Origin of the sequence: Mixta gaviniae, assembly GCF_002953195.1 — a bacterium.
GTDB lineage: Bacteria > Pseudomonadota > Gammaproteobacteria > Enterobacterales > Enterobacteriaceae > Mixta > Mixta gaviniae.
The window spans coordinates 4,214,296-4,232,503 of record NZ_CP026377.1; the positions used below are offsets into that span (position 1 = coordinate 4,214,296).

The 18,208-nt window shown below is 58.9% G+C and carries 13 protein-coding genes, 1 pseudogene and 1 riboswitch; of the genes and pseudogenes, 5 read left to right on the plus strand and 9 right to left on the minus strand.

Features of this window, described 5'->3' with window-relative positions; translation table 11 throughout:
- Positions 1-13: 13 nt before the first annotated feature.
- From malM to malK, 3 genes and pseudogenes are all read right to left on the minus strand, one after another.
- On the minus strand, positions 14-964 hold the full coding sequence (malM, locus tag C2E15_RS19750) for a maltose operon protein MalM (protein WP_104958801.1): 951 nt from the start codon (positions 962-964) through the stop codon (positions 14-16).
- Between the two features lie 95 nt (positions 965-1,059).
- Positions 1,060-2,376 carry a maltoporin gene (locus C2E15_RS19755; protein WP_104958802.1) on the minus strand — a complete coding sequence of 439 codons (1,317 nt, stop codon included), beginning with the start codon at positions 2,374-2,376 and terminating at the stop codon, positions 1,060-1,062.
- Between the two features lie 13 nt (positions 2,377-2,389).
- Positions 2,390-3,525 (minus strand): annotated as a pseudogene (malK, locus tag C2E15_RS19760) (maltose/maltodextrin ABC transporter ATP-binding protein MalK).
- A 340-nt stretch (positions 3,526-3,865) separates the two neighbouring features.
- Between malK and malE the strand changes: the two are divergent.
- From malE to malG, 3 genes are all read left to right on the plus strand, one after another.
- On the plus strand, positions 3,866-5,059 hold the full coding sequence (malE, locus tag C2E15_RS19765; RefSeq protein WP_104958803.1) for a maltose/maltodextrin ABC transporter substrate-binding protein MalE: 1,194 nt from the start codon (positions 3,866-3,868) through the stop codon (positions 5,057-5,059).
- Between the two features lie 119 nt (positions 5,060-5,178).
- Positions 5,179-6,723: a maltose ABC transporter permease MalF gene (malF, locus tag C2E15_RS19770; RefSeq protein WP_104958804.1), complete on the plus strand. Its 1,545-nt coding sequence runs from the start codon at positions 5,179-5,181 to the stop codon at positions 6,721-6,723.
- Between the two features lie 10 nt (positions 6,724-6,733).
- Complete coding sequence (malG, locus tag C2E15_RS19775) at positions 6,734-7,615, plus strand: maltose ABC transporter permease MalG (protein WP_104958805.1); 882 nt, start codon at positions 6,734-6,736, stop codon at positions 7,613-7,615.
- Between the two features lie 104 nt (positions 7,616-7,719).
- On the opposite strand, the gene psiE is transcribed toward malG, so the two are convergent.
- From psiE to pgi, 6 genes are all read right to left on the minus strand, one after another.
- The gene (psiE, locus tag C2E15_RS19780) at positions 7,720-8,118 is read right to left on the minus strand and encodes a phosphate-starvation-inducible protein PsiE (RefSeq protein ID WP_104958806.1); all 399 of its coding nucleotides are present in this window, start codon (positions 8,116-8,118) and stop codon (positions 7,720-7,722) included.
- Positions 8,119-8,265: 147 nt separating this feature from the next.
- Positions 8,266-10,359: a YjbH domain-containing protein gene (locus tag C2E15_RS19785; protein WP_104958807.1), complete on the minus strand. Its 2,094-nt coding sequence runs from the start codon at positions 10,357-10,359 to the stop codon at positions 8,266-8,268.
- On the minus strand, positions 10,359-11,099 hold the full coding sequence (locus C2E15_RS19790) for a capsule biosynthesis GfcC D2 domain-containing protein (RefSeq protein ID WP_104958808.1): 741 nt from the start codon (positions 11,097-11,099) through the stop codon (positions 10,359-10,361). Before C2E15_RS19790 ends, C2E15_RS19785 begins: the two co-directional genes overlap by 1 nt.
- Positions 11,096-11,743 carry a YjbF family lipoprotein gene (locus C2E15_RS19795; RefSeq protein ID WP_104958809.1) on the minus strand — a complete coding sequence of 216 codons (648 nt, stop codon included), beginning with the start codon at positions 11,741-11,743 and terminating at the stop codon, positions 11,096-11,098. Before C2E15_RS19795 ends, C2E15_RS19790 begins: the two co-directional genes overlap by 4 nt.
- Positions 11,744-11,819: 76 nt before the next feature.
- Entirely contained in the window at positions 11,820-12,068 is a 249-nt protein-coding gene (gene yjbE, locus C2E15_RS19800; RefSeq protein ID WP_104958810.1) for an exopolysaccharide production protein YjbE, read from the minus strand.
- Positions 12,069-12,622: 554 nt separating this feature from the next.
- On the minus strand, positions 12,623-14,269 hold the full coding sequence (pgi, locus tag C2E15_RS19805; RefSeq protein WP_104958811.1) for a glucose-6-phosphate isomerase: 1,647 nt from the start codon (positions 14,267-14,269) through the stop codon (positions 12,623-12,625).
- 219 nt (positions 14,270-14,488) lie between these two features.
- Between pgi and C2E15_RS19810 the strand changes: the two genes are divergently transcribed.
- Together C2E15_RS19810 and lysC are read left to right on the plus strand one after the other, a co-directional pair.
- On the plus strand, positions 14,489-16,291 hold the full coding sequence (locus C2E15_RS19810) for a cation:proton antiporter (RefSeq protein ID WP_104958812.1): 1,803 nt from the start codon (positions 14,489-14,491) through the stop codon (positions 16,289-16,291).
- A gap of 51 nt (positions 16,292-16,342) precedes the next feature.
- Positions 16,343-16,537, plus strand: a riboswitch (Lysine riboswitch).
- An 89-nt stretch (positions 16,538-16,626) separates the two neighbouring features.
- Positions 16,627-17,985 (plus strand): lysine-sensitive aspartokinase 3, encoded by a 1,359-nt coding sequence (lysC, locus tag C2E15_RS19815; RefSeq protein ID WP_104958813.1) that lies wholly within the window; start codon positions 16,627-16,629, stop codon positions 17,983-17,985.
- Positions 17,986-18,208 lie beyond the last annotated feature (223 nt).

The following is an 18,208-nucleotide window of genomic DNA, read 5'->3' on the forward strand; positions in this document are numbered from 1 at the left end:
CAATATGGGGATGTTATCCCTTGCCTTTCACACTGCTGATAAAGGTCGCGCGGGCCGATGACGAACCCAGGCGTTCCGCCTCGTTCATCAGCTTCAGCGCTTTATCGATATCACCCGCTTTTACTGCCCTGCGGATGCCGTCGTTAAAATATTTTTCCGTGTCGTTCAGCATCGGCTCCGCTTTCGCCGCAGGCGCAGGCGTCGCGACCGGCGCCGGCTGGCTCGTTGCGGCGCTGCCGCCGACGGCTGGCTGGCTGGCCGCCGCGCTGCCGACCACGACCGGTTTGGCGTTGTCAGAGCCGAACAGCTTGCCGATCATAATATTGCCGCTGTTCTGTTCACTCTTCACCTTCAGCGACAGCGTGCCAGTATTAACATGCTGCACCACCGGATCCGGCACGTCAGGAATGGCGTTGCTTGCCCCTTCCGCATACAGCTTGGCCGGGTTGATCATGGTGGAGGTTTGCGCCAGATCGCGCGTGGTGGTGTAGATCAGCAGATAGATCTGTTTTTGTCCCAGCACCGGCGTCAGCTTCATGGTGCCTTCCAGACGGTTGGTGGCGACGATGCCCGGTTTCTGGTAGGTGAAGTAGCTGCTGGGGAAAAAGGCGGCCGGCTGCAGCTGGCTATCCAGTACCAGGACGTTCGGCGCGTAAACCTTGCGATCTTTCATAATGCTGGCAAGGGTAACTTCCAGCGAGCCCTGATCGGCGGGCAGAGCGATAGCGGCGACCGGGCCGCTGATTTGGCCTTCGTTAAGGGCGGCCGATCCGGCGTTCAGGACGATTTCCTGACTGACCGGCGGCGTCAGCGGCAGCCAGGAGAGGCGCTGCAGCTTTGCGGGCGAGACCGATGGCGCGGTGGCCACGTTTTGCGGGTTGACGCTGGTGCTGGCGGCGATGCCGGGCAGCACGGTAAAGCTCAGGGCCGGAAACAGGCAGAGCGCGAGTAGATGTTTTTTCATTTTTTTATCCTCAGGAGAAACCCGCCTCTCTCAGGCAATAGGGAGGCGGGCTAAGGCAGGACTCAGAGCCGACTACGCTCCTTTAACATATCTTCTTACCACCAGGCTTCCATCTGGATGCCGAAGGAGAACTCATCGCTGTCGCCGCGGCTGAAGGTACGCGCGCTGGTATCGCTAAACGCGGTATTGTTGGCGACGCCAGCAACATAGTTGTCGTTGTTGCTATCGCTGGAAGAGTAACCCCATTTCTCATCCCACTTGGCGTAGGTGGCGAACACGCGAATGGCCGGACGCGACCAGATGCTGTCGCCCGCCTGCCACTGCTGGGCCAGGGTAACTTTATACTGACTGTTGCGGTCACCGGTGCGCTGCGACTTGACGTTGTCGTAGCCCGCTTCCAGCAGGGTACTCATGATCGGCGTCCATTTGTACATTGGACGTACGCCCACGGTGTACCAGGTGGTGCCGTTGTTGTTGTCGCGATCCACATCCTGGTACATGCCGACATACATCAGGCTCCAGGTGTCGTTGAAGTCGATGGCGCCGTGGTCAATAACGCGGATCATCGAGCCGTTGTTGTTCTCGGCAGTGCCCGGACGGCCGTTGCGGTTCTGCGTCATGGCGTCAGTGGCGTACTGCACGACAAATTTGTTCAGGCTGGTGCCGTAGAACGTCTGGGTGTGTTCCAGCGTCGCCATCCAGCCGTCGTCGGAGGCGTCTTCATTATTCGGGCTGTAGCCGTCGGTATCGTTGGCGCTGCCGTAGTCAAAGCCCAGCTCCAGCGCGCCGCCAGGGTTCACTTCCATGCCGCCGATGCGCACGTCGAAGATATCGTTGGCGCGATCTTTCGCCTGGCCACGGGTATTGCCGGTTACAAAGGCGGAGGAGCCGCCAGCTTCGCTGCTGCGGGTAGCGGCCAGCGACAGTTTGCCGAAGCCGAGATCGATATCTTCGATACCGCCGCCAGGGCCGGAGATATCCCAGTAGTAGAAGTCGATCATATGCACGTCGTGGCGTTTGTAGTAGCGCTTACCGGCCCAGATGTTGGCCCCCGGCAGCGCATCAAACAGGTTTTTACCCACCACGTTCATCTGACGCACGGCCGGCGAGTCTTCTTCATAGTCGTTCTGCTGCGATACGCTGTAGCCGATCATGCTATCGACGTAGAAGCTTTTCTCGCCCTCTTTCCACACTTCCTGACCCAGCTCAATCTCCGCATAGGTTTCGCATTCGTTGCCGAGACGGTATTTAGAGTTGGCGCCGGTCGCCTGGAAACATTGTTGTTCGCCGCCGCTGCCGGTCCAGCCAATGCCGGAACGGGCATAACCTTTAAAATCCACCGCGCTGGCGTGCGGCGCCACGACTGCGAGGGCCACTGCCACGGCCAGAGGGTACTTAGAGCGCGTTATCATCGCTGTTCTCCTGTTATCTTTCTGCTGTTGTTATGTGTGCTTCTACGCCGGGTTCGCTGTGTAACCGACGGCAGGCGCGTCCATCCTCACGGAACAGATGGCAGCGCTGTGGCGGCAGGCCGATGGCGTATTGGGCACCTTCTTCAACCAGCACCACGTCGTTCTGGCGGTAAACCAGGTTCTGACGCAGCGCAGGAATTTGGATATGGATTTGCGTTTCATGACCGAGCTGTTCGACCACCTGCACCGTGCCCTGCAGCGTGACATCCGCCACCTCGCTGGGCAGCAGATGTTCCGGGCGGATCCCCAGCGACATGTTGGCACCGGGCTGCACGTCGGTACTGTCGACCGGCAGCCAGACCTGCTGGCGATTGGGGAGTTCCACCTGCACCTGATCGATGGCGGTGGCGGTCACCTTGACCGGCAGGAAGTTCATTTTCGGCGAGCCGATAAAGCCGGCGACAAAGCGGTTAGCGGGATAGTGATACAGCTCCAGCGGCTTGCCGACCTGCGCGATGCGCCCCCTTCCAGCACCACAATCTTGTCCGCCAGCGTCATCGCTTCGACCTGATCGTGAGTGACGTAAATCATGGTGCGCTGCAGGCGCTTATGCAGACGGGAAATTTCGATGCGCATCTGTACGCGTAGCGCGGCGTCGAGGTTGGAGAGCGGCTCATCCAGCAGGAAGACCTGCGGCTCAGCCACCAGGGTGCGCCCGATGGCCACGCGCTGACGCTGTCCGCCGGAGAGCGCTTTCGGCTGCCGGTCAAGCAGGTGCGCCAGCTGCAGCACTTCCGCCACCTGGGAAACGCGCTGTTGGATTTCGCTTTTGCTGACGCCGGCCAGCTTCAGGCCGAACGACATATTGTCCGCCACCGTCAGATGGGGATAGAGCGCATAGGACTGAAACACCATACCGATGCCGCGCTCTGCTGGCGGCACCTCGTTCATGCGCTTGCCGCCGATGCTCAGCTCGCCGGAGGTGATATCTTCCAGGCCAGCGATCATGCGCAGCAGCGTCGATTTGCCGCAGCCTGAGGGCCCGACAAATACCACGAACTCGCCTTCAGCAATGGTCAGGTTGATATCTTTCGATACCACGACATCGCCCCAGGATTTGGTGACCTCTTTCAGCACCACATTCGACATGGGTTTCTCCCGTCTCGTCACGACTTCCTTTGAATGGCAGGGAGTGTGCGCGAAGGCCGGGGAGGAAAAATCCTCCACCGTTCGCTTTTTTACGGGGGAGGAGGCAGGAGGATGAGTCAGGCGGCCGCCGGGGTATCTGAGGCTCACTACAGGCTTTTTCGTGATCGAAACGGCAGGAAAAGGGGCTGTTTTTTGTGTTCCAACACGCAGAAAGCGGCAAAAAAGCCACAGGGATCACACTTATTAACGGCGGGGCGTAGAAACAGGGAGGATGAGTCAGCCGTCGCTTATCAGCAGACTTCTGCCTAACGACAACCACTCACGTTTAGAGGTAAGGGAAATGTCAAAGTTCAAACTAAATGGCAAAACGCTGTTGTTATGCGCCCTGACCGCCGCGCTGCTGCCCGGCGCGGCGCTGGCGAAAATCGAAGAAGGCAAGCTGGTCATCTGGATCAATGGCGATAAGGGCTATAACGGCCTCGCGGAAGTGGGCAAGAAGTTTGAGCAGGATACCGGGATCAAGGTAACTATCGAGCATCCCGATAAGCTGGAAGAGAAGTACCCGCAGGTGGCGGCCACCGGCGACGGCCCGGATATTATCTTCTGGGCGCACGATCGCTTCGGCGGCTACGCGCAGTCCGGCCTGCTGGCGGAAGTGGCGCCGGATAAGGCGCTGCAGGATAAAATCTACCCCTTTACCTGGGACGCGGTGCGCTACAACGGCAAGTTGATCGGCTATCCGGTAGCGGTCGAATCGCTGTCGCTGATTTATAACAAAGATCTGCTGCCCAATCCGCCGAAAAGCTGGGAAGAGATCCCGGCGCTGGATAAACAGCTACGCGCCAAAGGCAAAAGCGCCATTATGTTTAACCTGCAGGAGCCCTATTTCACCTGGCCATTAATCGCGGCCAACGGCGGCTATGCGTTTAAGAAAGAGAACGGCAGCTATAACATCAAAGATGTCGGCGTGAATAATGCGGGTTCGCAGGAAGGCCTGACGTTTCTGGTTGACCTGATTAAAAATAAACATCTGAATGCGGATACCGATTACGCCATTGCCGAAGCCGCCTTTAATAAAGGCGAAACCGCCATGACCATTAACGGCCCCTGGGCGTGGAATAATATCGAAAGCGCGAAGGTGAATTATGGCGTCACCCTGCTGCCCACCTTTAAAGGCCAACCCTCGAAGCCGTTCGTCGGCGTACTGAGCGCCGGTATCAACGCCGCCAGCCCGAATAAAGAACTGGCGAAAGAGTTTATCGAAAACTACCTGCTGACCGACGACGGCCTGGCGAAAGTCAACGCCGACAAGCCGTTGGGCGCGGTGGCGCTGAAATCGTACCAGGAGAAGCTGGCGAAGGATGAGAAGATCGCCGCCACCATGGAGAACTCGCAGAAAGGCGAAATCATGCCGAACGTGCCGCAAATGTCCGCCTTCTGGTACGCCGAGCGCAGCGCGGTGCTGAACGCCATCAATGGACGTCAGAGCGTGGAAGCGGCGCTGAAAGATGCCGAAGGTCGCCTGACGAAGTAAAGACGTGCTGACTCTGATTCTGGCCACAGGCGGCGGTGTCGTTTGCTGGCCTTTTCGTCTCGTTTTGACGGCGGGCGCGCCCCGCCCTCTCTTTTCATCTGTCGCAGAAGGATCCTGAAATGGCAAAATCCGCATTGTGGTGGCAGCGTGACGCCCTGAAGTGGCTGGTTCTTGCCCTCTGTGTGTTGATAACCGGCTATCTGGTGGTGTTGATGTACGCGCAGGGCGAATACCTGTTCGCGATTGTCACGCTGATCCTGCTCAGCAGCGGCCTGATTGTCTTTTTCCGCCGCCGCGCCCAGGCGTGGCGCTACGTCTGGCCGGGGCTGGCCGGCATGGTATTGTTCGTGCTGTTTCCGCTGGCCTGCACCATCGCCATCGCCTTTACCAACTACAGCAGCACCAACCAGCTCACCTTCGAGCGCGCGCGCCAGGTGCTGATGGACCGCCAGTTTCAGACCGGCGAAGGTTACGCGTTTTCACTCTGGTCGACGCCGGATAATCAGTGGCGCCTGCTGCTGAACGGTGCGGATAACCAACAGTTTATCTCGCCGCCCTTCTCCCTTGCCGCTAAAGGGGCGCAAACGCTCACGCTGACTGAAACGCAGCAGCCGCCCGCCGGCGAGCGCGCCATGCTGCGCGTCATTACGCAAAACCGTCAGGCGCTTTCCCAACTGACGGCGCGTCTGCCGGACGGTTCGCAGCTGAAGATGAGTTCGCTGCGCCAGTTCTCCGGCACCCAGCCGCGCTACCAGCCTGGCGAAGGGGGCATTCTGACCGACAAGCAGACGGGGCAGGTTTGGTATCCCAATAACGATACCGGTTTCTGGCAGCTGAAAGATGCCAACCAGCAGTGGAGCAGCGAGAAGCTCAGCCCCGGCTATACGGTAGCCGTCGGCTGGAAAAACTTCCTGCGCGTGCTGACCGATCAGGGCATTCAGCAGCCGTTCGTGGCGATTTTTATCTGGACGGTGGTGTTTGCGGCGTTGACGGTGCTACTGACCGTGGCGGTTGGCATGGTGCTGGCCTGTCTGATGCAGTGGGAGGCGCTGAAAGGCCGCGCGGTCTACCGGCTGTTGCTGATCCTGCCTTACGCGGTGCCGGCATTTATCTCTATCCTGATCTTTAAGGGGCTGTTTAACCAGAGCTTCGGCGAGATCAACATCATGCTGGAGAGCCTGTTCGGCATTAAACCCGCCTGGTTTAGCGACCCGGTGATGGCGCGCACCATGCTGGTTATCGTCAATACCTGGCTGGGCTACCCCTACATGATGATTTTGTGTATGGGGCTGCTGAAAGCGATTCCGGACGATCTCTACGAGGCTTCGGCGCTGGATGGCGCGACGCCGCTGCAAAACTTCTTCCGTATTACGCTGCCGCTGCTGATCAAGCCGCTGACGCCGCTGATGATCGCCAGCTTTGCGTTCAACTTTAATAACTTCGTGCTGATCCTGCTGTTGACTGACGGCGGACCGGACCGGCTGGGCACCACCACCCCGGCAGGCTACACCGATTTGCTGGTGAGCTACACCTGGCGCATCGCCTTTGAAGGCGGCGGCGGACAAGATTTTGGCCTGGCGGCCGCCATCGCCACGCTGATCTTCCTGCTGGTCGGCGCGCTGGCGCTGTTTAACCTGCGCTTCACCCGCATTAAAACTGAGTAAGGAGCGACCTATGGCGATGGTAAAACCGAAATCACAAAAGCTGCGCCTGGCGCTGACGCATCTGCTGCTGCTCGGCTTTCTGGTGCTGATTATGTATCCACTGTTGATGGTGTTCGCTATCTCGCTGCGCCCCGGCAACTATGCGATCGGCAGTCTGCTGCCGGACCATATCTCCTGGGACCACTGGAAGCTGGCGCTCGGCTTCTCCGTAACCCATGAAAACGGCAGCGTCACCCCGCCGCCGTTTCCGGTACTGCTGTGGCTGTGGAACTCGGTAAAAGTGGCGGCGATCACTGCCGTTGGGATTGTTGCGCTTTCGACAACCTGTGCCTATGCTTTTGCCCGTATGCGCTTTCGCGGTAAAGCGACGCTGTTGAAAGGAATGCTTATCTTTCAGATGTTTCCAGCTGTCCTTTCGCTGGTGGCGCTTTATGCTCTGTTCGATCGTTTGGGGCAGTACATCCCTTTTATCGGCCTGAATACCCATGCCGGCTTGATCTTCGCCTACCTGGGCGGCATCGCGCTGCATGTCTGGACGATTAAGGGCTATTTCGAAACCATTGACGGTTCGCTGGAAGAAGCAGCGGCGCTGGACGGCGCGACGCCATGGCAGGCTTTCCGCCTGATCCTGTTGCCGCTCTCCGTGCCGATCCTCGCCGTGGTGTTTATTCTGTCTTTTATCGCCGCCGTTACCGAAGTGCCCGTCGCCTCGCTGCTGCTGCGCGACGTCAACAGCTATACGCTGGCGGTAGGGATGCAGCAGTACCTGAATCCGCAGAACTATCTGTGGGGCGATTTTGCCGCCGCGGCGGTGCTGTCGGCGCTGCCGATTACGCTGGTGTTCCTGCTGGCGCAGCGCTGGCTGGTCAGCGGGCTGACCGCCGGGGTGTGAAAGGTTAATCGACGTTTTTGTTGCCATTGTTGCCTTTGTTGTTATTGCCACTGCTAAGTTGTTCCCTGTGTTTATATTCAGGCGGCCATTGGGCCGCCTTTTTTTTATTCGCGTTTTAGCCGGTTGCTGTTGGCCAGCCAGAGCGTCACCACCAGAATCAAAATAGCGGCGGAGTAACAGAGCGTGTCGAACGGATTTTTATGGTCGACGACGATCAGACGAATAATCGCCGTAATGCCGATATAGACAAAATAGCGCAGGGGAAAGTGATAGCCCGACTGGAAATACTTCACCACCAGCGCGATAAATTCAAAATAGAGGAACCAGATAACGATCCCTTCCACCAGCAAATAGGCGGAGGCCGCCTCGCCGGTATTCAGTAATACGTTAGCCAGATGGATGGTCTCTTTTCCCAGAAAGACGATCAGAATAACCGCCAGAATAAGCAGGCCCACGTTCAATACCCACTGCAGAACAGCGGCAATTACTTTTCCACTCATCATTGTTGTTACCTTTTAGCGCCGCCTGCGCGTCGGCAGGCCGTCCGGATATCATGACAGAATGTGATGAAGTTCACAGTATAATGGCAGCAAAATAAAAACGCCCCGGCGAATGCCAGGGCGTGGAGCGAAGCCTTTGCCGCTGCGCTGTCAGCGGAAATGGATATCGCGATCGCTGGTCATATCATACAGCTGATATTTGCGGCCCAGCATCTGTCCGCCGTCGCGCGTCAGCGGCGTCCAGTTCACCTGCGCACGGCCGCGGTTGTGGGTAACGGTAAAGAGATCCATCGGCACCGAGATATAGAAACCTTTGGTGAAATCCCCTTCGCCATACTCATCACCGGAGACGTCCGTCAGGGTGGCGTAGGCGCCGACGGTCACGCCGCTATCGAAGCGTTTCGAAACGTCGATGGTGCCGCCCTTATCTTTCGCCAGGTACTGGCCAACGCTCATTTTCACCAGCACATCATCCATAAAGCCCGGCTGCCAGTAGGCGGTGAGATGCCCGGTCGGCGCTTTATAGCGGGTGAACTTCATCATGTTGTCCCAGTCGCGCTGCTTCACATAATTGGCGTCCGCGCCGATCGCCCAGTTGCTGTCCAGCGGACGGTACAGGACTTCCGCGCCGACGCCGCCGTACATGGTTTCCAGGTAGCCGCCATACATCTGGCCATAGAACCCGTTGCCCAGGTACTGGAACCAGTTCGCCTGCAGGTTATTGACGTAGACGTTGTTTTTTACGTAGTCGCGAATATGGGTGCGCACGCGCGGCAGCGACGAGTCGATAGGACGGCCGTCGTAGTTGAACTTATCGTAGTTGTTGGCGATGTTGGCGAAGACGCCGCCGCCCACCAGCAGATGCTGCGTCAGCCAGTAATCGGCGCTGCCGTTGATGCCCGCCTGATACATGTAGAAGCTTTCCGGGCCGCCAACCGACTGGTTCAGCACCGGCGAGAGGCCGTAGCTGAAGCGATCTTTTTCGATGTAATAGCCCTGCTCGGTTTTGCCCGGATCGACCGGATTGACGCGGCGCTGCGCCAGCGGCTGCTCGTGCCCCAGCGGATAGCCGTCGAGCTGTTGGCGCAGGCTGCTGACGCGGGTTTCGGTCGTCACCTGCGGCAGGTTATAGCGCGTCTGGGTGACGCGCAGCGTATCGATATTCTCCGGCAGGTTATTCATCAGGATAATATTGGCGCGATCGACCCCTTCCTGGGTGTCGCGATATTTATACTGTTCGCCGGTGACGTAGAGCGTACGGTCTTTGATCTGCAGCTTCGGCGCATCCAGCCCGGCGTTGTATTTCAGCGCCGTCAGCTGATTGGCCACGACCGTATGCTGCAGGATTTCCGGCTGCGGCTCCGGCTGCCAGGCGGGTTTCGGGCTATCAAGGTGATGGGTGCTGAGATCGTTGAAGTTGGTGCGCAGCGTAAAGCCGAAGGTAAAGGTGTTGCCGCGCTGATAGCCGGCATTGATATCGGCCCAGTCGGTAAGGCGGTAGACCGCGCCGACGTTCACTTTGCTACGCTGCGTCAGGCGGCCAGCGTAATCGCCCTGATAATCGTTGCCCTCATACTCCAGCTTCAGGCGCAGCGGCTGCCACGGCGTCTGGTACTCCACGCCGCCGAAGATCGCCGCCGGGCCTTTGAACAGCTCGTCGCCGTTCACCGATCCCGCGGATCCGAATCCGCCGCGGCGGTGGCAGAACTTATCGTCATAGCTGCAGAACGGGTTTTTAATGTTGCCGCTGTTACCGAGATAGCCCCAGCCGATGCCGAGGGTGAAGTCGAGCGGCCCCCAAGCTTTGCTGGCGACCAGGTATTCGCTGTCGAACAGCCCGGTGCCGCCCAGGTCGCGCGTGCCGACGGCCACTTCCGGCAGCCAGTAGCCTTCCTGCCAGAGGCGCAGCTTCAGATCGAACGCTTTATCTTTATAGCTCTGCTCGCCGCTGAAGCTTTCGACATTACTGTAGCGACGCGTGCGCACGTCGGTGTAGCGCACGGTGGTTTCCAGCCAGGGGAACAGCATCAGCGAAGCGGAATAGAAACGATACTGATCGTTATTACGATAGTTAAGGCTGAACTCTCCCTCTTTCGCCATGCGCGCGGTCGGCACCTGCATCAGGCCGACGCCGCCGAAATCTGACTGGGAAGGACCGACGGGCGCGGCCCAGGTCGCAGCCTGCGCCTGGCAGGCAACCGAGACGGAAACAGCCAGCAGGCTGAGTAGCGTATGTTTTTTCATCAGTCAGGGATCCGGTGCGTCAAAACAGAGATAATGTGCTGGTTAAGATCGCGCAGCTCATCCGGCAGCGCCCAGCGGGAGAAGCCAAGGTAGATGGTGCTGCCGGGCGCCACTTCCACATGACGATGGTTCCAGTACGCTATCGGCACCGCCTGAGTGGCGCCGTCCGGCCCAATCACTGTCGCCACGTTGCGCTCCGCGCCGCTCAGACGCGCATGGCCCACCAGGTAGTCGCGCACGTCGCGTCCCGGCTGCCAGGCGGTTTTACCGCCGCCGCTGATAGCGCCGGCCAGCGTAACGGTGTCGGGGCGTTGCAGGGTATAGACGCGGTAGTCCCCTTCGAGGCGGCGGTTCGCCTCCGGACGCACGCTTATCCAGTCGGGATCGAGCGAGGTGAATTGCCTTCCGGTCACCCGCACCGTGGCGAGCTGCTGTGCTACTGTCGCGATCGCTGCCGCGCGATCGCCCTCTTCGCTCGCTGCCCAGGCGCGCAGGCGCGCCAGCGTTTGCTGATAATCCCGCTCCGCCGCGGCGCTCGCCAGCGGCTCCGCGATCACCGTACCGGGCCACCAGGTGCGCTGCGCCAGCGCCGGGCTGGCCACCAGCTGCGCCAGATCCCGGGCATGGCTGACCACCGCCTGCTGCTGGCTGCCGGGGTAGTAAATGGTCACCTGGCTATCCGCCAGCGCATTCAGTGAGAGGCAGGCTGCAAGGCCCGCTAAAAAAAGCGTTTTTTTCATGATTTGGCAGGCTTCAGAATGGTGATATCGACCGGCAGCGTTCCCGCGCCAATGCTTTGCGCGCTCTGGCGCACTTCGCCGCTGATGGCGTCAAGCCAGAAGGTGTTTTGCCAGCGGGCGCCGACGGCGTCGATAGCCACCTCTTCATGCCAGACGCGGCAGGCGACGCGCTTTCCGGCCAGCGTCAGTACCGTATCGTTATCGCGGCTGAAGCGGGAGATGGCGACGCCGGAACGCAGCTGACCGTTTTCGGTCCAGCTCAGCAACCGCGTCCAGCTGGCGCCGTCGCGCAGGCTCAGCGGCTGCGCCAGCGGATCCTGGTCAAGGTTGCCGGTTTCCAGCAGGTTGTCGCTCAGGCCCAGGGTTTTCACCAGCCGGCCCTTCTGCGTAACCAGCATCGCCCGATCCTGCGTGACCCATTTCTGCTGCCCGTTTTCCGCATAGCCAAGCACCAGGAAGATGCGCTGGCCGTCGTTAATGCGCAAATACATGCTGGCGTACGGCAGCGCTTCTATTTTTTCGTCCGAAACGGTGATGTCATCCGGCCCCATGACCGCCAGCTTAGCGGTATCGACCAGCCCCTGTTGCGTTTGTGTACACGCTTGTAACAGCAGGCAAAGAAACAGCAATGGTATGTGGCGCACCTGTGTATCCCTGTGTGAAGAGTGCCAAATCAGAAAAATAACCACACGGGCGTGTGGTTATGATTAAAAACCCGCGTTAACGGGTGGTACTTGTGGTGGTCGTGGTCGTGGTGCCGGTATTGGTGCCGTCGCCGCCGCCGGACGCCGCTAAGCCGACGCCCAACAGCGCGCCGACCGCGCCGATACCTACAGCGGTCGTGGTGCCCGCTGAGATAGCGCCCGCTTCAGCGCCAGCGGCTGAGCCAGCTTCAACCGGAGCGGCAAAAGCAGCCGGACCGGAAGCCAGAAACAGCGCCATTGCTGTGGCACAAAGTACTTTTTTCATACTGGATTTCCCTTCATGAAATGAATGGATGATGTGCCTGGATGGATTCAGGCGGCTCCAGTATAGGGCAACAAATTATCAGAAATCAGGCTTCACGGGAGGAGAGGAAACGGCGATTTTTAGCAGAATAAAATATTACAAATAAGGGCGATTTATAAATTTATATTTCAATATAATGCAAAAAAGTAGTTGATATCGCTTAAATAACGCTAAGAAAAAGATAATTAAAGCAAAGCGACCTGTTTGATTAAAAAAGCATCACATCAAGCTATTTTAGTGGGTAAATAGCGGTGGTTAATATTTTATTTCAACAGGTTATGCCATACCTAACCAAAATTCAGGACCATTTTTAAGCAGAGACGTTTAGGAGTAATCCTGCGTTAATTTTCGGCTCTGATTAACATTTTAAGAATATGCTTAGGGCAAAACGGCGGATTTCGTTCTTATCGCGTTACTACCCGTCGGCGCCTTTCGCTATCGGCACCGGTCACGTCGGGAAAAACGCAATAAAAAAGGCGCCGCGTGGGCGCCCTGAGAATAAACTGCAGCTTGTCTTAACGCCAGGATTTGTAACGGTTGATCAACCCGTTGGTGGAGCTGTCGTGGCTATTGACGTCGCCCGCGCCTGCCAGTTCCGGCAGAATGCGGTTCGCCAGCTGTTTGCCCAACTCAACGCCCCACTGGTCGAAAGTGAAGATGTTGAGGATGGCGCCCTGGGTGAAGATCTTATGCTCATACAGCGCAATCAGCGCGCCCAGGCTGTAGGGGGTGATTTCACGCAGCAGGATAGAGTTGGTTGGACGGTTGCCCTCGAACACCTTGAACGGCACGATATGCTCGACCGATTCTGCCGCTTTGCCCGCGTCGGCGAACTCTTTCTCTACCACGTCGCGCGATTTGCCGAAGGCCAGCGCCTCGGTCTGGGCAAAGAAGTTAGAGAGCAGCTTATCATGGTGATCGCCCAGCTGATTGTGGGTGATGGCCGGCGCGATAAAGTCACACGGGATCAGTTTGGTGCCCTGATGGATCAGCTGATAGAACGCATGCTGGCCGTTGGTGCCCGGCTCGCCCCAGATGATCGGACCGGTCTGGTAGGTCACCGGATTGCCGTCGCGATCCACATACTTGCCGTTGGACTCCATGTTGCCCTGCTGGAAGTAAGCGGCGAAACGGTGCATATACTGGTCGTACGGCAGAATCGCTTCGGTTTCCGCGCCGAAGAAATTGTTGTACCAGATGCCGATCAGCGCCAGCAGCACCGGCAGGTTCTGCTCAGCCGGGGTTTCGGCGAAGTGTTTATCCATCGCGTGCGCGCCGCTCAGCAGCTGCTCGAAGTTGTCAAAGCCGACAGAGAGAATAATCGACAGGCCGATCGCCGACCACAGCGAGTAGCGGCCGCCCACCCAATCCCAGAATTCAAACATATTGGCGGTATCGATGCCAAACTTCGTCACTTCTTTGGCGTTGGTGGAGAGCGCGGCGAAGTGCTTCGCCACATGCTGCTCGTCGCCCGCCGTTTTCAGGAACCAGTCGCGCGCGCTGTGGGCGTTGGTCATGGTCTCCTGGGTGGTAAACGTTTTAGAGGCCACCAGGAACAGCGTGGTTTCCGGGTTCACTTTTTTCAACGTTTCGGCGATATGGGTGCCATCAACGTTGGAAACGAAGTGCATATTCAGATGGTTTTTATACGGGCGCAGCGCCTCGGTCACCATGTAGGGGCCGAGGTCGGAGCCACCGATGCCGATATTGACCACGTCAGTGATCGCTTTTCCGGTGTAGCCTTTCCACTCGCCGCTGATGATGCGCTCAGAGAAGGATTTCATCTTCTCCAGCACCGCGTTGACTTCCGGCATCACATCTTTGCCGTCAACCAGAATGGGGGTGTTGCTGCGGTTGCGCAGCGCCACGTGCAGTACCGCGCGATCTTCCGTGCGGTTGATTTTCTCGCCGGAGAACATCGATTTAATGGCGCCTGCCAGATCGGTCTCTTTCGCCAGCGCCTGCAGTTTTTCCAGGGTTTCAGAAGTGATGCGGTTTTTTGAGAAATCCACCAGCATCTGGTCGTCAAAGGTGGCGGAGAATTTCGCAAAACGATCGCTCTCCTGAGCAAACAGCTCCGCGATGCGCACTTCTTTCATCTGTTCGTAATGCTGCTGCAGGGCCTGCCAGGCAGCGGTTTGCGTCGGATTGATATTTTTCATGGCAACACTCTTATGTTTTAACAACCGTAATTCTGACCGGACGTCATCTTACCTGTTGACCGTGACTCACTTTCCTTTTCCTGCAACAGGTTACGACTATCGTAGGGCGTGCTGATTTCCTCACCCTTTGCCCGGGACTCATTATAATTCAGGCTGCGGCGATGATGGCCGCCAGGTATTTCAGTATGACGATTCTTACCGTTGAAAGGAAAAATTTTTATGCCGCTCTCTGCTCCACTCTTGCTGGTGATCATCGGCTTCAGTTCACTGATGGCCCAATGGATCGCCTGGTTACTGCGGCTTCCGGCAATTTTGCCGCTGTTGGTTTTCGGAATCGTGCTGGGTCCGATGACGCATGTTTTGCTACCCGATGCGCTGTTTGGCGACCTGCTGTTTCCGCTGGTGTCGCTCTCGGTGGCGATCATCCTGTTCGAAGGCGCCCTGACGCTGCGCTTCGATGAAATTCGCGGCCTCGGTGGCGTGGTGCGCAACCTTATCACCGTCGGCATGCTGATCACCTTTGTGGTGATAAGCCTTGCCTGCTGGCTGCTGCTGCACTTCCCGCCGGAGCTGGCGGCGCTGGTCGGCGCGGTCACGGTGGTGACCGGCCCGACGGTGATTGCGCCGCTGATGCGCGTGGTACGTCCGAATGCGGCGATCAACCAGGTATTGCGCTGGGAAGGCATCGTCATCGACCCGGTGGGCGCTATTTTTACCCTGCTGGTGTTTGAATTCATTGTGCTGCGTCAGCATGCCGAATCTTTATCGCATCTGTTCTGGACGCTGGGCATCACGGTGGCGGTCGGCCTGAGCGTCGGCGCGCTGGCGGGCTGGCTGCTGGGCATTGCGCTGAAGCGCGTCTGGCTGCCGGGCTATCTGCAAAACTTCGGCGTGCTGGCGATTGTGCTGACCACCTTCGGCGTCTCCAATGCGCTGGCCGACGAATCGGGCCTGCTGACGGTCACCGTGATGGGTATTTGGCTGGCCAATATGCGCGATGTCGATCTGCGCGACATTATCGCCTTTAAAGAAGAGCTGTCGGCGCTGCTGATCTCCGGCCTGTTTATTATTCTCGCCGCGCGGCTGGATATCCATGCGCTGCTGGCGCTGGGCTGGCCACTGGTGGCGGTGCTGCTGGCGGTGCAGTTTATCGCCCGTCCGCTCTGCATCGCGTTTTCCACCTGGGGTTCGACGCTGCGCTGGCGCGACCGCCTGCTGCTGAGCTGGATTGCGCCGCGCGGCATCGTGGCGGCGGCGGTCAGTTCGTTGTTCGCCCTGACGCTGGCGCGCAGCGGCTACCCGCAGGCCGAACGGCTGGTGACGGTGGTCTTCGCGATCATTATCGGCACCGTGGTGCTGCAGAGCCTGACCAGCGCCCCCCTGGCCCGCTGGCTGCGGGTGCAGCAGCAGCGTCCGCGCGGCGTGCTGATCATCGGCGCCAATAGCGTGGCGCGCGCGCTGGCGCTGGCGCTGCAGCGGCTCGATATTCCGGTGATGCTTACCGACAGTAGCTGGGAGTATTACCGCCAGGCGCGTATGGAGGGCATTCCTGCCTATTACGGCAACGCCTGGTCCGAACATGCGGAGAACTACCTCGATCTCAGCGATATCGCGCAGGTGCTGGCGCTATCGCCGAACCGCCATCAGAATGCGCTGGCGGTTTATCACTTCAGCCATATTTTCGGCGCCGGTAAGGTCGCCTCGGTGCGCTCCGGCTCGTCGCTGCGCGAACGCCGCGATAGCGAAAGCCCGCGTTTCCGCCGCCACGAGACGCTGTTCGGCGCCGAGCAAACCTGGGCGCGGCTCAGCGCGATGCTGGCGCAGGGCGCGGTAATCAAAGCCACGCAGCTGACGGAAAACTTCGGCTGGCAGGATTATCTGGAGACCCATCAGGATGTGGTGCCGCTGTTCGCGCTGAAAGAGAACGGCAGGCTGGAGATCATGGATGCGCAGCCGCCGACGCTGCCCTGTACGCTCATCGCGCTGGTGCAAGATGAGAATTCTTCAAATACCGGACGTTGACAGCGGAGCAATAACCCGATATTTGTAAACGGTTAGTTGCGCAGCAATGCGCAAGCCAGAAGAGGCGCGTCGCCTAGGCAGTGTGTTCGAGGAGCCGTTATCCGCAGACAACACATCAGGGGGAGCGACGCCGAGGCGGGCGATCCACGGCGGAGAGCTTGTCGGCTGCAGGGGCTGAATCCTCTGGGTTGTCACCAGGCGCGTGCGACAGTCGGACGCGCCGCAAGGTGGGGCGCTTCTGGGTGCTCGTAGCTGTTCCTCTCTACGTCTGCTCCCGTCTCTGCTCTTTCCTTGTGCCAAGGCTGATAGAATTGAACCTGACACGAGGCATTACCATGTTTCAATCTGATCTGATCGTTGCAAAATTCGGCGGCACCAGCGTCGCTGATTTCACCGCCATGAACCGTAGCGCCGATGTGGTGCTGGCCAACGCCAATGTGCGTCTGGTGGTGCTTTCCGCCTCGGCGGGCGTCACTAACCTGCTGGTTGCGCTGGCGGAAGGCCAGGAGCCGACGCAGCGGCTTGCCTCACTCGATGAGATCCGCCGTATCCAGTACGCCATTATCGATCGTCTCCGCCAGCCTGAGATCATCCGCGAGGAGATCGACCGCATTCTGGAAAATATCACCATGCTCTCCGAAGCGGCGGCGCTGGCCACCTCCACCGCCCTGACCGATGAACTGGTCAGCCACGGTGAACTGATGTCATCCCTGCTGTTTGTAGAGATCCTGCGCGAGCGTGAAGCCGCCGCCGAATGGTTCGATGTACGCAAAGTGATGCGCACGAATGACCGCTTCGGCCGCGCCGAGCCGGATGTGGCGGCGCTCTCGGCGCTCTGCGCTCAACAGCTCCAGCCGCGACTGGAAAATGCACGAGTGATCACCCAGGGCTTTATCGGCAGTGAACACAAAGGCCGCACCACCACGCTGGGCCGCGGCGGCAGCGACTATACCGCCGCCCTGCTCGGCGAGGCGCTGCACGCGCGGCGCATCGATATCTGGACCGACGTACCGGGCATTTACACCACCGATCCGCGCGTGGTGCCCGCCGCCCAGCGCATCGATGAGATCACTTTCGAAGAGGCAGCAGAGATGGCGACCTTCGGCGCCAAGGTGCTGCATCCGGCTACGCTGATGCCCGCCGTGCGCAGCGATATTCCGGTCTTTGTCGGCTCCAGCAAAGATCCTGCCGCCGGCGGCACGCTGGTGTGCAACAAGACGCAAAACCCGCCGCTGTTCCGCGCGCTGGCGCTGCGCCGCCGCCAGACCCTGCTGACGCTGCATAGCCTGAATATGCTGCATGCGCGCGGCTTCCTCGCCGAAGTGTTCGCCATTCTGGCGCGCCACCATATGTCTGTCGATCTGATCACCACCTCGGAAGTGAGCGTGGCGCTGACGCTGGACACCACCGGCTCGACCTCTACCGGCGATAGCCTGCTGACTCAGGCGCTGCTGACCGAACTTTCTTCGCTGTGCCGCGTAGAGGTAGAAGAGAATCTGGCACTGGTGGCGCTGATCGGCAACAAGCTCTCGCAGGCGTGCGGCGTCGGCAAGGAAGTGTTCGGCGTGCTGGAGCCTTTTAACCTGCGTATGATCTGTTACGGCGCCAGCAGCTATAACCTCTGCTTCCTGGTGCCAGGCAATGATGCCGAGCAGGTGGTGCGTACTTTGCATCACAACCTGTTTGAGGGCTGACGCTTTCAGCCAGGCGGCCAGCGCCAGCGGCGCATCGGCCCGGCCGTCGTTCTGGTTAATTCGGCTGGCTGACGGCGCAGCAGACGGTTTGGTTGACCGTTTTTCGCGGTAAAAGAAGAGTTAAACACGCTTTTTTCGGGCGGCGTTCCGCCGCCCTTTACCCCCGGTCGCGTAATGCTATGATTTTTCACTCTCTTTTGCCCACGTTCCGGGCGAAAGCGAG

Coding starts and splice junctions, on each gene's coding strand:
- malM (WP_104958801.1), bottom strand. CDS start 964: ATGAAAAAACATCTACTCGCGCTCTGCCTGTTTCCGGCCCTGAGCTTT.
- lysC (WP_104958813.1), top strand. CDS start 16,627: ATGTTTCAATCTGATCTGATCGTTGCAAAATTCGGCGGCACCAGCGTC.
- yjbE (WP_104958810.1), bottom strand. CDS start 12,068: ATGAAAAAAGTACTTTGTGCCACAGCAATGGCGCTGTTTCTGGCTTCC.
- malF (WP_104958804.1), top strand. CDS start 5,179: ATGGCAAAATCCGCATTGTGGTGGCAGCGTGACGCCCTGAAGTGGCTG.
- C2E15_RS19790 (WP_104958808.1), bottom strand. CDS start 11,099: ATGAAAAAAACGCTTTTTTTAGCGGGCCTTGCAGCCTGCCTCTCACTG.
- psiE (WP_104958806.1), bottom strand. CDS start 8,118: ATGATGAGTGGAAAAGTAATTGCCGCTGTTCTGCAGTGGGTATTGAAC.
- C2E15_RS19755 (WP_104958802.1), bottom strand. CDS start 2,376: ATGATAACGCGCTCTAAGTACCCTCTGGCCGTGGCAGTGGCCCTCGCA.
- pgi (WP_104958811.1), bottom strand. CDS start 14,269: ATGAAAAATATCAATCCGACGCAAACCGCTGCCTGGCAGGCCCTGCAG.
- malG (WP_104958805.1), top strand. CDS start 6,734: ATGGCGATGGTAAAACCGAAATCACAAAAGCTGCGCCTGGCGCTGACG.
- malE (WP_104958803.1), top strand. CDS start 3,866: ATGTCAAAGTTCAAACTAAATGGCAAAACGCTGTTGTTATGCGCCCTG.
- C2E15_RS19785 (WP_104958807.1), bottom strand. CDS start 10,359: ATGAAAAAACATACGCTACTCAGCCTGCTGGCTGTTTCCGTCTCGGTT.
- C2E15_RS19810 (WP_104958812.1), top strand. CDS start 14,489: ATGCCGCTCTCTGCTCCACTCTTGCTGGTGATCATCGGCTTCAGTTCA.